Raw genomic sequence first — 14,404 nt, forward strand, 5'->3', positions numbered from 1 at the left:
GTTAAGAAAGGGGGGCAATTAAATGCAAAAGAGGCCTATCGTTTAACTGGATAGAACTGGTTTGGTAGCAGGGTTTTTACGGGCCATCGGCTTCACCTCTACGGGCAGCGAATCGGTCTGACGACCCAATTGGCGTAAAAGGCGGAAGTGCGATGCCAGAGCCGAACCGAAGCTTCGATTTTCCAGATAAGGAAGTCCAAATTCATGAGCAGTATCCTTAACGATGGTTGAAATAACCGGATAATGAATATGGCAAACCTTAGGAAACAAATGGTGTTCAATCTGACGATTTAACCCGCCACACAGAAAAGCCGCCATCGCACTATCGGGGGCGAAGTTGGCTGTTGTGTGCATCTGGTGGATAGCCCAGGCGTTCAGGATGTCACCCTGTTCATTGGGCAGCGGGAAATCAGTGCCTTCAACGGCATGAGCTAACTGAAAAACAAGGCCTAACACTAAGCCTTCGGCCAGGTGCATCAACACAAAACCAATCAGAATTTGCCACCAGGCCAAATCAAGTACTAAGAAGGGGAGAACCAGAAAAAAGAAGTAATAAATGGCTTTGGAAACGAATAGCTTGATGTACTCGCTTCGGGGATGGCATGAATTGTCGTGGTGACCAATCTGACTCTTGAAAAATTTAACGAAATCTTTTCGAAATACCCATGATAGGGAGGCTAATGCATATAATGGAAAGGTATACCACTGCTGATAGCGATGCCAGGGACGAACCTCTTCCTGTGGGTCTAAACGAACCAGTCCTGGTGCGAGCTCAATGTCTTCATCATGACCCGGAATATTTGTGTACGTATGGTGAACAACGTTATGGGTAATTTTCCAGATGTAGGGATTTGCGCCCAGCAGATAAAAGCTATTACCTAACACCCGATTGACTCCGCTATGGGCAGAAAAAGCACCATGTAAGCCATCATGTGAGATGTTAAAGCCAATGAACGCAGCAAACATGCCTAGTACAATGGCCATCCCCAGCATGGGCAAGGTACCAAACTGGTTCGATATAATTAAGCCATAGAGCAGGGCATACCCAATTAAAAAGAAACTCGCCTTTGCCCACATTGCCCCATTAGCATGTGGCGAAAGGGCTCTTTCGCTAAAATAAGTATCAACTCGTTTACGAACGGTTGCATAGAATTGTGATCGACTTGTATCCTTAAATTTTAATGGGGTTCGCATCAATAAATCAATTAAATAGTTGACCGATTTCCTGAAGCTGGTTCAGGACCGGCAAGGCTAATCGGCCTTTTTTTGATAATTTATACTCTACACGCGGGGGCATTTCTGCATATGCCTTTCGTTTCATTACACCCAGTGCTACCAGTGCTTTTAATTCGCCAGCAAGGACCTTCTCACTGATACCGGGCAGTAACTCACTGAGCTGAGTGTACCGGAGCGTTTGCTCGCCCAAAAGCAGGATAATATACAATCTCCATTTTCCGCAAATCATTGCCAGCGCTTTGTTAATCAAGTGCAGGTCTGGATTTGGGGCGTTCTCATTGCGGTTAGTTGGCATAGCTACCGCCATTCAATTGAACCGTAGGAGCATATTTCCCCAGGGAAATGAACTCTGGAAAACTGTAGATATGTACGATAAGGGTAATGAGTAAAAATGAAAAATAAGACTGGACCGAAGTTGAGATAGGTTAACCTAATCGGAAAACTATGTTGAGTAGAGCAAACTTCTGCAAGATATACAATACTATCGTTACTCAAACTACCCTATAAAAACTTAACGAATAAAGAAGAAGGCAATTATACTATAGACCAACTATATATTTGGTAATAGACTTACACATAAGTAAGTTTAGGTGGATTTCGAAATCAGCACCGATAAAGTATATACGATGAGTTGGCGGTATAAGATTTACACACAAGAAAAATCCTCCAGAAGTTGCTCTTGTGTTCAGTAAGAGCAACTTCTGGAGGATTTTAGAAAATGGATGCTGTAGCCAGTTTTGGCGTAGGTTATTCAAGCGTTTTGGCTTAATCCACGCTCTATGATAGTCTACTGATACTGGATATACATTGGTTTTGGGGTCAGGGCCAGTACCTCTTCCGGGGTCATGATGCGAGAACCTGGTTTGCGGAAATCGTTTTCGTAAAACAACTTGAAGCCCGTGTACTGTACGGGTTCTTTCTGGATATAATCATGATACGAGTCTTTCTTTAACACTGGTGGTCCCCAGCCATCCATGTCCATCACTATCTGTACATTCGGGTCGAGTTTGATATTCTTATAGTTTTTAATCATCCCCTGCGTAAAGCGATGTACAACCAGTACTTTGGGAGGTAGATTGTTTTCTTTGACAATCCGGCTTAGAAACTGAACGGCCTGATTAACATCAGCGGCATCGTACGAGCCAATTTTGGTGCCTGGTTTAGCACCCGTTACCATCGAAAACTCCGGGTCAATTCCCAGGTGTACGAAGGGTAATTTTAGGTATTTTGTCATGTATTCCATCTCGGGACCAAGGGGGGCATGGCCACGTTGAATATCCAGAAATACAATGGCTTTGTGCTCATTGCCCCATTTCAGTACTTTCTTAATGGTTTTATCCGACATCCGCATCCGGTAGCCACCATCTTTGCCAGGAGCACCCTGGGCCGATGTTGCCACTAAATGCAAGGCGGGCTGTATGGGTGTGGCAGGATCGGCTTTCTGCCAGTTTTTAATTTCATTATCCAGCCGTTGCAGCATTTCCTCCTTTGGGTATTTGCCCAGTGCTCCCATTTTCTTGGAATGTGGATTGCCATAGTACGCAAAAATGCGGTATTTAGGCAGGAGAGGTCCAGCAGGGGGAGTAAAGGTTAGCGAATCGAGGGTTGAATCTCCAGTGCTCACACCACGGGTTGAGGCAATCGGTTCCGGTGCGGGTTTGCCGGAAGAATCGGGAGGTGTGGTTGGTTTTGCGGTGGCTTCGGCAGTGAGTTTGCCTGTTTTTGACGAATCGTCCTGTTTGGATGAAGAAGAGCAACCAGCAATCTGACAAACCGCCAGCACGGAGAGCGCGGCTAAAGAAAAGCGCATACTAAAATAATGAGTTAAAAAGATGATTCGCAAAAAAAGGGTTAGCCTCCAGTGTAAAGGAGTATTAACCCTACGGTGCAAGTATAGAATCTTATTGTAACTTTTCAAAGTACTAATTCACCCAGCCCCTGGCGAATCACGGAGAAATCATCGTCGGTAGCATCCACAATGGTTGAGGGTACATTTCCGCCGTATCCCCCATCAATTACGATATCTACCTGATTCTGGAATTTCTCAAAAATCAATTCCGGATCAGTTGAGTACTCAATAATTTCATCCTCATCGCGAATCGAAGTGGTAATAATCGGGTTACCGAGTTCATGTACAATAAGCCTTGGGATGTCATTGTCGGGCACACGAATACCTACCGTTTTTTTGTTGGTATTGAGCAACTTAGGAACATTGTTAGTTGCCTGGAGAATGAATGTGAAGGGACCCGGCAACACACTTTTCATCAACTTAAACGCCTGGTTACTCACGCGGGCATAATCGGCAATATGACTCAGGTCGTAGCATATAAATGAAAAATCATTCTTGCTGGGTTTAATCCCTTTTATGCGGGCTACCCGTTCAACTGCCCGTGCATTATGAATATCGCAGCCCATTCCGTAAATGGTATCCGTTGGATAAATAATAACGGCCCCATCACGCAGGGCTTTCACGATATGATCAATCCGGCGTGGGTCAGGGTTTTTTGGATAAAGCTTAATAAATTCAGCAGACATGATAATGGTAGTTGATTTATGGTAGTTGGTACCAACTACCATAACCTATAAACCAAAAACCACCTAAAGCGGTTTCGAACGCAGCTTGAGATACAGTTGATATACGATGTTGACTGGTAGCTGTAAGCGGCTTAGGGCGAGAATAAACCTGGTTAGTAAGTTTGGCTGGGCAATTTGACGAAGAAGATGATTGAACTGGAAAACCAGATCAACTTGTTCTGCATAAAATGCTTTCCGAATAAACGTTTGAAGCCGGGTAGCTAATGCCTGGAACTCATCGGGAGTAACACAAAGGGTAAACGCTTTCTGACAAACGACTAATGTTGAGGCAAGTAGGTTGTTGTTGGGCTGCACTACCTGCGTTGACATGGATCTGGGCAGTTGCCGTTTTAACGTCAATACCTCGTCGAGGTAAGCATATTGGTAATACCGTGACGACCGTACCCAGAAATCAAAATCCTCGTAGCTTAAGGTTTCATCATAGCCTCCTAGTTCACCCAGTACAGCCCGGCGCATCATCATTGTGGGCGTACAAATAAAATAAGATTCCAGAATGTTTCGGAAGATACTTCCGGTAGGTATGGTAGCAAGCGCGAAGCCATGCGTATCAATTTCGTAATGATACCCAATTAGCTGACCTTTTGTGTTAATATACCCTGCGTTCGAAAAGACAACCCCATAGTCAGTGGGTAACTGCTCAAACAACGATACCTGTTTAGTAATCCGACTGGGTAATAATACATCATCGGCCGACAGGTCTATGATGTATTGGCCTCCAGTTACTGTTAACCCTTGATTAAATGCTTTGGTTAATCCCAGGTTGACTGGGTTCCGTATAAAACGGATAGCTGGATAGGGCTGAATAAATTCGGTAATCCGCTCTACCGACCGATCTGTACTACCGTTGTCAATGATGAGTAGCTCCAGGTTGGAATAGTCCTGTTCAACCACCGATTGGAGGGCTTGTACAACATAATTTTGGTGGTTATAACAGATGCAGATAACAGTTACCAGCGGATTAATCAGATTTTGGCAAGGTATTAGCTGGGAGGGGTTTGATCCAATGGAGACAGAACTCATAAAAAAAACAGCATTTTGCTCTGAAGCTAAAAAACAGCCAAACTGCTTGATTTATAATTAGCTACCTAAAGGTGCGTAAGCGGCTGATTCGCCATCTACTAAAATCAGAACCATTTAGTAAAGATATTTTCCCCAAAATGTAAAACTGGCACGCTTTTGGCCATTTTCTAAAACGAACGCGTTACGACCGTGCCAATTTGGCGTCTGACTGTAGCGTGTGCTTTTACATTTATGGGTTAGGTTTTGCAAACGTCATCTCAAGTCTCTGAGGTGGCGTTTGTTGTTTTTGCCGCTACACTAGGGTGTTTGTCCCCTTCCAGATTGTAGAGCGAAACATTCATTTCAAAACCAAGAATGAGTAGTAAGGAGATTAAGTTGATCCAGATCATCAGTGCAATCACTGTACCGATTGACCCATAAACTTTGTTGTACGAACCAAAATTGGAGATATAGTAGGAAAAACCGAAGGTTGTTAACACGATCAGAACCGACGCTGTTATGGCCCCCGGCATGATAAAGATCCAATTCATGTTTACATTCGGGCCAAAGCGGTAGATGACTGAAACGGCACCTACGAACACCGCAAAAACAACTAAATACCTGCCTATAGCCAGTAAGTTAATAAAAACAACGTTGTTCAGGATGCCAAAGTGAAGTAGGTAGTCGCTTACAATTCCCCCGATTATCAAGACAACAATCGCCAGAATCAGCGCAAAGGCCAGTGTAAACGTCAAGCCAATGGCAATGGCACGAATTTTAAAAAAACTGCGCTTTTCTGCCGAATGATAAGAAGAGTTGAAGGCTTGCATGAGCGCCACCAAACCACTCGTAGCCGAGTATAAAGCCAGAAAGAAACCAAATGAAAGTACTCCACTCTGGGGGCGACTGATAATATCCTGTATTGTGGTATCAACCATGCTGAAAGTATTCCCCGGTAGGACCTCCTCAAAAAAATCCATGATCTGCTTCTGAAGATCAGGGATAAAGGTGATATAAGGAATCAGGGTGAAGAAGAAAATCACCGTTGGGAAAACCGCCAGAATTAAGCTATATGATACAGACGCAGCGCGTTCGCTGGTGTCGTTATCCGTAATTTGGGCAAGCATTCGCTTCAAAAATGCATACCAGGTTGTTTTAGAGTTGAAGGGATGATGACTATGCAACCAAACCCTAACCTTTCGGAATGTCTTTAACCCCAATAGCTTGTCGTACATAGTGCAAAAGTCGTTACGGGGCGCCCGTGCGAGGTCGCTAGTTGTCAGTGAATAGTTGGCTTCTGCTTGTTGCCTGCCTACTATTGACTGACGATCAGCAATTATTGTTCAAAAAAAGGTTTAGCAGCCTCGACCAGTTCAGGCGGAGCTGCACAGGGTCTGCCGGTTTCCGTTCTGACAAATACAAGGGTAGTTTGCCCCGTATTCAGTAATTGGCCGTCCTGATTGAAAATCTCGTAATCAAACATTAGCCGGGTTTTTGGAAGTTGTGGAATGGTAACCCGAATGGTGAGTAGATCATCATATTTCGCAGGTCTGATAAACCGGGAATTGAGATCATAGACTGGCATGGAAATGCCATCTTCCTCCATTTTTTTATAAGTCAATCCTAGATGACGAAGGGCTTCAACCCGCCCAATTTCATAAAAGCGGGCGTAATTTCCGTAATACACAATGCCCATTTGGTCAGTGTCGTAATACCTCACCCGAATGTCGGTAATGTTGTGGGTAATCATAAAAAAGGGGAGTAAAGGGAGGAAGGGAAGGAGAGGGAAGAAAGGAGAATGAAAAGTCTTACCAGTATCTTCCCTCTTCTCCCATTACTCCCCCTCCTTCCTTTTCTCCTGTTATTTCATAATCTTCATTCGGGTTAGCGCCTGCTGGTATAGACGGGCGTTAGCTATGTGTTCGGCCAGCGTTTTGGAGAATGTATGGTAACCATTGAATCGGGCGTCGACTACGAAGTATAGATAATCGTGTTGCTCGGCGTTCAGGACATTATCAATCGTGGCTGGGGCTGGGAGGTTGATAGGCCCAGGGGGGAGCCCAGCATAACGATACGTATTGTAGGGCGAATCGACGGTGAGTTGTTTATTCAACAGCCGACGGATGCCAAAATCACGGAGGGCAAAAATTACGGTTGGATCGGCTTCCAGTTTAATGCCTCGTTTTAAGCGGTTTAGGTAAACGCCCGCTACCCGCGGTTGCTCGTCCCGCTTATTGGTTTCTGCGGCCACAATAGACGCCAGCACCTGTACCTGTGTTTGGCTCATGCCCAGGGCTTTCGCTTTGGCCTGACGGTCGGGTGTCCAGAATTTTTTGTATTCAGTACCCATCCGCTCCAGAAAAGCTTCTGGCTTAATGGTCCAGAACATCTCATAGGTATTGGGCAGAAACAAACAGACAATCGTTGTAGTATCGAAGCCGAATTTCTGGCAGGTAGCTGGATCATTCAATAACTTGCCCAGTGCTTCTGGCCCAAACTCGAACTTACTGCCCAGTCGCTGAATAAGGTCACTTTTTTGCCGCATGCTATTGAAGGTTACAGGCATAGCATCCTGATTACCACTGCGAAGTTTGACCAAGGCTTCGCGGTTGCCCATAAGCGGTTTGATTTCATAACGTCCTTCTTTAACCAGCTCAGGATATTTCATCATCTTGGCCAGAAACCGGAAGGATGTTTCGTCGTTGATGACCTTATGCGTTTTAAGGGTATCCATCACCGACTCGAACGTAGCTCCTCGTGGAATCAGCAACGCAAAGGTTTTGTCATTCTCGTTTACCTGAAGATTCGGGCTTTTGAAAACCTGCCAGAAATAAAACGAAAACGTTGTGAGCAGGATGGAGACTGTGAGGAACAGGGCAATTTTAAAATTACGAGACATACGAAAAAGAATGTATAATTGATAATGGATAATGGATAACGATACTCAAGAGAAGCACTGAACTAGCAGGTGATTCAATTGCCCATTAGCTTGGCACCACAATTGCACATTATACATTGTTCATTATTCATTTTAATTAATGCGCAAATTTACGCCAAAACAGAACCATTTAACCTACCGAACATGAAGTACACAGTACCACTTATACTACTTTTTGGTCTGATGGCCTCCTGTCGTACCCAGGTCGATAGTCCACGTTCCATGAATCCGGCCGCAGCGGTGCGTCAGAAAGCTATTGATGAAATACGTGAGGCCGATCAGAATTTTAGCATACTTTCTGAAAAACAGGGCATGGCCAAAGCCTTTACAACCTACGCTGCCGATGATGTAATTAAACTCAATGACGGAGCCGCCCCAACCATAGGATTTGACTCTCTTCGGGCGCAGATGAGCCGATTACCTGCGAATGGGCCCGTTCTGACGTGGCAGGTATTGAAAGCGGATGCATCTTCATCGGGTGATTTGGGTTATACGTTTGGCCAATGGATGCTGACAAAAAAAGATAATGCTGGAAAGCGAACGTCAGAACAAGGAGTTTACATAACCGTATGGAAACGTCAGCGTAATGGCCAATGGCGATTTGTAGTCGATGGTGGTAATAGCACACCTGAACCGAAGTAATCTCAAAAAGCACAGTTTTTTTGACAGGATTTACAAGATGAAGCCGGATTATTCTTACTCTTAAATCCTGTTTTATCCTGTAAATCCTGTCAAAACTATTGTAAATTTGGGCGAACCAAATCAACTCGCTTTGATTGCTCGTTCACTGTTTACTCGACGAAATTCCAGCGGTCCTTCGCTTTACACGCTCTCCTTTTGGTTGCTCTCAGTCAGTAACTTTCTCTTTTCGGCCAGTTTTTCAATGATGATTCCTGAGTTGCCAGCCTATCTGGAGAAGATGGGGGGACAGGAATACGTTGGGCTTATTATTGCCCTATTTACGTTAACTGCCGGGGTTTCGCGCCCCTTTAGTGGAAAAATTACGGATACGGTTGGGCGGGTGCCGGTTATGGCCTTCGGCTCTATCGTGTGCTTTGTATGCGGGTTACTTTACCCGTATCTTCTCACGGTTTGGGGTTTCCTGACACTCCGGCTCATTCATGGATTTTCAACAGGAACGAAGCCGACAGCCACCTCCGCCTACGTGGCCGATGTTGTTCCGGCCAACCGTAGGGGTGAAGCGATGGGTATGCTGGGTCTGTTTACCGCCATGGGAATGTCGCTTGGACCCGCCATTGGGAGTTGGTTAGCCACCGATTTCTCGATGAATGTTATGTTCTGGACATCGTCGGCCTTTGCCCTTATGTCGATCGGTATTCTGCTCCGAATGCCTGAAACGCTGGTGAATACGCAGCCGTTTCGATTTAAATTGTTACGGCTGAAAAAAGATGAAATTTTTGATAAAAGTGCCATTCCGCCATTCCTCGTTCTGTTGTTGCAGTCGTTTTCGTCGGGCGTTATCCTGACGGTGATCTCCACGTTTAGTGCGTCACTTGGCGTTACCAACAAGGGACTGTTTTTTACGGTCTATACCGTTGCTTCGCTGGTTATTCGGCTGGTATTTAGCCGGACTTCAGATCGATATGGCCGTATTCCGGTGCTGTTCATTTCAACGATCGTACTGGCTTTTTCGATGGTGCTCTTAATTATAACCGATTCAACGTTCCTGTTCTGGACGGCCGCTGTTTTCTATGGGATGTCGTGGGGAATGAACTCGCCAACGGTAACCGCCTGGACGGCCGACTTAAGTGATGAAAAAACGCGGGGTCGGGCAATGGCAACCATGTACATTGCCCTTGAAGCTGGAATTGGGCTAGGTGCATTGGGGGCAGGCTGGGTACTTAATCATTTTGCTGGTGAAGCGGGAATCGATGCCTCTTTTGCGGTCTCGGGTGTATTGGCACTGGTTGCTGTGGGGTACCTGGGCTGGCTATGGCGAAAAGGCCCACAAGTCATGCATCATCACATTGACGGAACGGACGAGTTAGCCCTACTGGATGAGGAACCATGATGCATGACATTGAGCCGAAAATTCGCCCACTGGTCGATGCGCTGAACAAAACCGGACTGGTTCGTACCTTTTCGAGCTGTGAAGGCCATTTCGGACCTGGAGAGCAGACGCTCGTTGATCGAAATCACGCCGAAGTGCGGTTTGTTCCTGCTGATGGTGTATCTGTTGAAGAAGTCGAGAAGTTGCTGGCTTCTCTAGTTACCCGCTTCAAATCCAGGCATGGGTTGCTACCTGTAAAAGTGATGGCCTATAAATTGTATACGCCCATTGATGACGAAGTGGTTGAGGAAACCTTCGTTCTGGAACTTCGGCCCTTTAACCGTTTTGATTCGCCCGATCGGAAACGCGCAGATATTGACTGGGCGATTGGGCAGGTTGTACTGCTGAACAGCGCAATGAATCAGTGATAACCTATTTCAAATCTCCATTTTACTGTATATTCGGGACATGAGAACATTGGAACTACATCTTTCTGAAGAGTTAGCCGCTTCATTGGCTCGTGTCACGCCTGATGCTGAACTTTTTGCAATTGAAGCCTTACAAGCGAGGTTAAACGAAATAGAAAGAGAACATCATCTGGCCGAAGAATATCGATTTGCCGCTGAAGAGAATAAAATAATTACTCGAGATTTTAATGAGTTAGATCTTGACAACTGGGATGAATATTAAACGCGGGGAAGTTTGGTTAGCAGCATTGGACCCAACTATTGGTAGTGAAATACAAAAGACTCGCCCGGTTATAGTTGTTTCTAATGATATAAATAATGCTAATAATAGTGTTGTTTCTGTAATACCCATAACGTCAAACGTGACTCGAATTTTATCATTTGAAGTGTTTATTCCTGCCGGCGTTGCTAGCCTTACGAAAGATTCTAAAGCAAAAACAGACCAGATTCGGACGTTGGATAAAAGCCGTTTAGTCAAACGATATGGTGCCTTACCGGCAGTGTATACGCAACAACTTAATACTTCTCTGAAATTACATTTGGCTTTGCCTTAATAGAAAAGGACTTTAAGAGGCCCTGTTATAGCTGTATTGTGATTGAGTAGATGGTTGCAGTGTGAGTAGACGCATTCATCCAAATTAACGAAGCGCTTGAGTCCCAAGCGCTTCGTTAATTTGGATGAATGCGTCTACAAAATAAACTGACTTAAATCCCTATTCTTCACCAGTCCATTTAAACGTTCACTTACTAAATCTTTGGTGATAACTACCTGAGCGTTAGCGCCAATTACGTCAGGGATATCGAACATGAAGTCATTCATAAGATGACTCAGTACCGTTTGCAGACGTCGTGCACCAATGTTCTCCACATCACTGTTTACTTCGAAGGCAATTCGGGCTAGTTCGCGGAGGGCGTCATCCTGAAATGTAAGACCAACGTTTTCGGCCTGTAACATGGCTTCGTATTGCTTGGTCAGCGCGTTTTTTGGTTCTTTCAGGATTTGATAGAAATCATCCTCCGACAGGCTTTGCAGCTCAACCCGGATTGGGAAACGACCCTGTAATTCGGGGATCAAATCACTGGGTTTGGCTACATGAAAAGCACCGGCTGCAATGAACAGGATGTGGTCGGTATGAATGACGCCGTATTTTGTGTTTACGGCGCTGCCCTCAACAATCGGCAGTAAATCGCGCTGTACGCCTTCCCGGCTCACATCGGGGCCACCTCCGCCATTACCAGAGCGGGCAGAGGCTACTTTGTCGATCTCGTCGATAAAAATGATCCCGGCATCTTCGGCTTTGCGGATGGCTTCTTCTTTCACCTCATCCATGTCGATGAGCTTGGCCGCTTCTTCTTCCAGCAGGATTTTACGGGCTTCGGCAATGCTCACTTTGCGTTTTTTACCGCGCTTGGGCATCATGCCGCCAATCATCTCCTGAATGTTCATCATAGACAGATCGTCGACCGAGCCACCCATAATGCCGATGTTGGGCGTTTGCGCCTGATGCACATCGATCTCGATTTTTCGGTCGTCCATCTCGCCCGAGCGGATTTTTTCGCGGAATCGTTCGCGGGTACGCTCGTTGAGTTCAGCGTCGGAATCTTTCTTCTCGTTTTCAAATCCCAGCTGGCCGTTGGCAGGCTTCACGGGTGGAATTAAAATATCCAGAATGGCATCTTCAACTAACTGTTGCGCTTTTGCCTGAACGGCTTCTTTCTTGGAAGCTCGTACCATATTGACAGCTTGCTCGACTAAGTCGCGCACCATGCTTTCAACATCGCGGCCAACGTAGCCGACTTCAGTGAACTTGGAAGCTTCAACTTTAATAAACGGAGCATCGGCCAGTTTCGCCAGTCGACGGGCTATTTCAGTTTTACCAACGCCCGTTGCACCGATCATTAAGATATTATTCGGCGTAATTTCACGTTGCATATCGGCAGGGCTATTCATCCGGCGCCAGCGATTCCGCAGGGCGATTGCCACATTACGCTTGGCATCATTCTGACCGATAATATACTGGTCTAACTCGGCAACGATTTGCCGCGGGGTAAGGTCTTTGAGTAATTGGGTCATTGAAAAAAATGGAGCGTGTTGTGCGCTCCTGTCAAAGAAACACAGGAAAAGGGAAAATGTGCCAACTCAATCGACGAAATTTGGCGTTTGGTCATTTAACGTTAAATCTACTAGCCTATTTACTTTACTTCATAATCATCAATTACACGTAGTATGAATCTTAGTCGAGTTCTTCTTTTTGTTCTTTGTATTGCCACGGCTCAGGCCCAGTCGCCCATTAATTTAATTCCCCAGCCTGTGAGTGTGCAGCCTCAAACTGGCACTTTTACCCTTACCAAAGCAACTACTATTCACTACAACCAGGCCGATGGGCGCGCGGTGGCAGATATGCTTAGCCAGCGACTGAATATGCCAACCGGTTTTGGCCTGGTGGCAAAGTCAGGTAAAACCGGCAAAATTCAACTGAATCTGACCGATACGCCCAATACCCAATTAGGCGAAGAAGGGTATACACTGGATGCTTCGCCGAAAGGAGTCATTATTACAGCAAATCGTCCTGCGGGGTTGTTTTATGGGATGCAAACCCTGACTCAGCTCCTTCCGAAAGAAATTGAGGGGAAGACCGTAACCACGAAAACCTGGAGTATTCCTGCTGTTCGGATCACCGATTATCCGCGCTTCGGCTGGCGGGGGATTATGTTCGATGTAAGCCGTCATTTCTTCACAAAAGTGGAGGTAAAGCAGTACATCGACCAGCTGGCGAAACTGAAGTACAATACATTTCACTGGCACCTGACCGATGATAACGGCTGGCGAATTGAAATTAAATCGTTGCCCAAACTTACCTCTGTAGGGGCCTGGCGGGTTGCCAGGGCGGGCCACTTTGGCGATCGGGCCGAGCCAAAACCAGGCGAACCAACCCCCTATGGTGGCTTTTATACGCAGGACGACATTCGGGAGATTATTGCCTATGCCCAGGCCCGTAACGTAACCATTGTTCCTGAAATTGACGTACCTGGCCACAGTATGGCTGCGCTTGCGGCTTATCCGGAACTCAGTTGCACAAAGGCCATTGTTAGTGTTAACCCTGGAACGGCATTTTCCGACTGGTATGGTAATGGCACGTTTAAAATGAAGGTTGAGAATACGTTGAATCCGTCAGATGAAAAAGTCTATGAGTTTTTAGATAAGGTATTTACCGAAGTAGCCGCTCTTTTCCCGAGCCCGTACATCCACGTTGGGGGCGATGAGTGCTACAAAGGTTATTGGGCGAATGATCCCGGTTGTCAGGCATTGATGAAGCAGTTGAATATCCGGCATGTTGAAGATTTGCAGGGGTATTTTATGGGCCGCGTCGAAAAGATTTTGACGGCCAAGGGTAAAAAATTACTGGGTTGGGATGAGATTCTGGAGGGTGGAATTTCGCCGGGTGCTACGTTGATGAGCTGGCGGGGTGTCAAGTACGGCATTGAAGCAGCGCACGCGGGCCATAATGTAGTCATGACCCCCACGACCTTTGCCTATCTGGATTATGTTCAGGGAGAACCAACGATTGACCCGCCCATTTACGCCAGTTTGCGCGCACGAACCAGCTATAACTATGAACCCGTTCCAGATGGAGTAGATGCCAAGTATATTCTGGGTGGGCAGGGTAATCTCTGGACGGAACAGATACCAACCCTGCGGTATGCCGAATACATGACCTATCCACGCGCCTGGGCTTTATCGGAAGTGTTTTGGTCGCCGAAGGAGGTTAAGAACTGGCCCAACTTTGTGCAACGGATGGAAACGCATTTTGAGCGGGCTGATGTCGCCCAAGTCAACTATTCGCGGGCGATTTATGACGCTATTGTTAAAACAAGTATGAAAGATGGCAAACTACGCCTTGAACTGGAAGGTGAAGTGCTGGGTCTGGATATCTACTACACAATTGACGATACCATGCCTGACCAGTTCTCAACTCGGTACAGCCAGCCTGTTGACTTGCCCGACGGCCCTATTAATCTTCGGGTAATTACCTATCGGGCCGGAAAACCAATTGGACACTTGATTACCCTTTCACGCGATGCCTTGCAGAAGCGGGTTGGACGTTTTTAAATAAGATAGACCGCTGATTTTTATGATGATTATGATTCAACATGATT

The 14,404-nt window shown here is 46.0% G+C and carries 15 protein-coding genes; 6 read left to right on the forward strand and 9 right to left on the reverse strand.

The features are described 5' to 3' along the window. Window positions 1-42: 42 nt before the first annotated feature. The 8 genes from ACYVGO_RS17250 to mltG form a co-directional block, all read right to left on the reverse strand. Complete coding sequence (locus ACYVGO_RS17250; RefSeq protein WP_460970326.1) at window positions 43-1,194, reverse strand: fatty acid desaturase family protein; 1,152 nt, start codon at window positions 1,192-1,194, stop codon at window positions 43-45. Window positions 1,195-1,201: 7 nt separating this feature from the next. Then, the gene (locus ACYVGO_RS17255) at window positions 1,202-1,531 is read right to left on the reverse strand and encodes a winged helix-turn-helix transcriptional regulator (RefSeq protein WP_460970327.1); all 330 of its coding nucleotides are present in this window, start codon (window positions 1,529-1,531) and stop codon (window positions 1,202-1,204) included. 492 nt (window positions 1,532-2,023) lie between these two features. Further along, window positions 2,024-3,046, reverse strand: a complete 1,023-nt coding sequence (locus tag ACYVGO_RS17260) for a hypothetical protein (protein ID WP_210422466.1) — start codon at window positions 3,044-3,046, stop codon at window positions 2,024-2,026. Between the two features lie 104 nt (window positions 3,047-3,150). Then, window positions 3,151-3,771 carry an L-threonylcarbamoyladenylate synthase gene (locus tag ACYVGO_RS17265; protein ID WP_460970328.1) on the reverse strand — a complete coding sequence of 207 codons (621 nt, stop codon included), beginning with the start codon at window positions 3,769-3,771 and terminating at the stop codon, window positions 3,151-3,153. Window positions 3,772-3,834: 63 nt separating this feature from the next. Next, a complete protein-coding gene (locus ACYVGO_RS17270; protein WP_460970329.1) occupies window positions 3,835-4,851 on the reverse strand; it encodes a glycosyltransferase family 2 protein in 1,017 nt (338 codons plus the stop codon). Window positions 4,852-5,108: 257 nt separating this feature from the next. Further along, the gene (locus ACYVGO_RS17275) at window positions 5,109-6,065 is read right to left on the reverse strand and encodes a YihY/virulence factor BrkB family protein (protein WP_142772459.1); all 957 of its coding nucleotides are present in this window, start codon (window positions 6,063-6,065) and stop codon (window positions 5,109-5,111) included. Between the two features lie 101 nt (window positions 6,066-6,166). Continuing rightward, window positions 6,167-6,580, reverse strand: coding sequence for an acyl-CoA thioesterase (locus ACYVGO_RS17280; protein ID WP_142772460.1), 414 nt, complete (start codon window positions 6,578-6,580; stop codon window positions 6,167-6,169). A 111-nt stretch (window positions 6,581-6,691) separates the two neighbouring features. Further along, complete coding sequence (gene mltG, locus ACYVGO_RS17285; RefSeq protein ID WP_460970330.1) at window positions 6,692-7,729, reverse strand: endolytic transglycosylase MltG; 1,038 nt, start codon at window positions 7,727-7,729, stop codon at window positions 6,692-6,694. A 183-nt stretch (window positions 7,730-7,912) separates the two neighbouring features. Here mltG and ACYVGO_RS17290 point away from each other — a divergent pair, with 183 nt between their 5' ends. The 5 genes from ACYVGO_RS17290 (at window position 7,913) to ACYVGO_RS17310 (ending at window position 10,800) form a co-directional block, all read left to right on the forward strand. Continuing rightward, a complete protein-coding gene (locus ACYVGO_RS17290) occupies window positions 7,913-8,410 on the forward strand; it encodes a YybH family protein (RefSeq protein ID WP_460970331.1) in 498 nt (165 codons plus the stop codon). A 130-nt stretch (window positions 8,411-8,540) separates the two neighbouring features. After that, the gene (locus ACYVGO_RS17295) at window positions 8,541-9,800 is read left to right on the forward strand and encodes an MFS transporter (RefSeq protein WP_460970332.1); all 1,260 of its coding nucleotides are present in this window, start codon (window positions 8,541-8,543) and stop codon (window positions 9,798-9,800) included. Next, window positions 9,800-10,207: a hypothetical protein gene (locus ACYVGO_RS17300; RefSeq protein ID WP_460970428.1), complete on the forward strand. Its 408-nt coding sequence runs from the start codon at window positions 9,800-9,802 to the stop codon at window positions 10,205-10,207. The genes ACYVGO_RS17295 and ACYVGO_RS17300 overlap by 1 nt, the downstream gene beginning before the upstream one ends. Before the next feature lie 40 nt (window positions 10,208-10,247). Next, window positions 10,248-10,469 carry a hypothetical protein gene (locus ACYVGO_RS17305; RefSeq protein WP_142772463.1) on the forward strand — a complete coding sequence of 74 codons (222 nt, stop codon included), beginning with the start codon at window positions 10,248-10,250 and terminating at the stop codon, window positions 10,467-10,469. Further along, a complete protein-coding gene (locus ACYVGO_RS17310; RefSeq protein WP_460970333.1) occupies window positions 10,459-10,800 on the forward strand; it encodes a type II toxin-antitoxin system PemK/MazF family toxin in 342 nt (113 codons plus the stop codon). Before ACYVGO_RS17305 ends, ACYVGO_RS17310 begins: the two co-directional genes overlap by 11 nt. 134 nt (window positions 10,801-10,934) lie before the next feature. Here the strand turns inward: ACYVGO_RS17310 and hslU are convergent, their stop codons facing one another. Next, window positions 10,935-12,320 carry an ATP-dependent protease ATPase subunit HslU gene (hslU, locus tag ACYVGO_RS17315; protein WP_460970334.1) on the reverse strand — a complete coding sequence of 462 codons (1,386 nt, stop codon included), beginning with the start codon at window positions 12,318-12,320 and terminating at the stop codon, window positions 10,935-10,937. Between the two features lie 153 nt (window positions 12,321-12,473). Here hslU and ACYVGO_RS17320 point away from each other — a divergent pair, with 153 nt between their 5' ends. Further along, window positions 12,474-14,357 (forward strand): beta-N-acetylhexosaminidase, encoded by a 1,884-nt coding sequence (locus tag ACYVGO_RS17320; protein ID WP_460970335.1) that lies wholly within the window; start codon window positions 12,474-12,476, stop codon window positions 14,355-14,357. The last annotated feature ends 47 nt before the right edge of the window (window positions 14,358-14,404 follow it).

Source organism: Spirosoma migulaei (assembly GCF_054776855.1).

Coding starts and splice junctions, on each gene's coding strand:
- ACYVGO_RS17255 (WP_460970327.1), bottom strand. CDS start 1,531: ATGCCAACTAACCGCAATGAGAACGCCCCAAATCCAGACCTGCACTTG.
- ACYVGO_RS17290 (WP_460970331.1), top strand. CDS start 7,913: ATGAAGTACACAGTACCACTTATACTACTTTTTGGTCTGATGGCCTCC.
- mltG (WP_460970330.1), bottom strand. CDS start 7,729: ATGTCTCGTAATTTTAAAATTGCCCTGTTCCTCACAGTCTCCATCCTG.
- ACYVGO_RS17305 (WP_142772463.1), top strand. CDS start 10,248: ATGAGAACATTGGAACTACATCTTTCTGAAGAGTTAGCCGCTTCATTG.
- ACYVGO_RS17310 (WP_460970333.1), top strand. CDS start 10,459: ATGAATATTAAACGCGGGGAAGTTTGGTTAGCAGCATTGGACCCAACT.
- ACYVGO_RS17270 (WP_460970329.1), bottom strand. CDS start 4,851: ATGAGTTCTGTCTCCATTGGATCAAACCCCTCCCAGCTAATACCTTGC.
- ACYVGO_RS17300 (WP_460970428.1), top strand. CDS start 9,800: ATGCATGACATTGAGCCGAAAATTCGCCCACTGGTCGATGCGCTGAAC.
- ACYVGO_RS17275 (WP_142772459.1), bottom strand. CDS start 6,065: ATGTACGACAAGCTATTGGGGTTAAAGACATTCCGAAAGGTTAGGGTT.
- ACYVGO_RS17250 (WP_460970326.1), bottom strand. CDS start 1,194: ATGCGAACCCCATTAAAATTTAAGGATACAAGTCGATCACAATTCTAT.
- hslU (WP_460970334.1), bottom strand. CDS start 12,320: ATGACCCAATTACTCAAAGACCTTACCCCGCGGCAAATCGTTGCCGAG.
- ACYVGO_RS17280 (WP_142772460.1), bottom strand. CDS start 6,580: ATGATTACCCACAACATTACCGACATTCGGGTGAGGTATTACGACACT.
- ACYVGO_RS17320 (WP_460970335.1), top strand. CDS start 12,474: ATGAATCTTAGTCGAGTTCTTCTTTTTGTTCTTTGTATTGCCACGGCT.
- ACYVGO_RS17265 (WP_460970328.1), bottom strand. CDS start 3,771: ATGTCTGCTGAATTTATTAAGCTTTATCCAAAAAACCCTGACCCACGC.
- ACYVGO_RS17260 (WP_210422466.1), bottom strand. CDS start 3,046: ATGCGCTTTTCTTTAGCCGCGCTCTCCGTGCTGGCGGTTTGTCAGATT.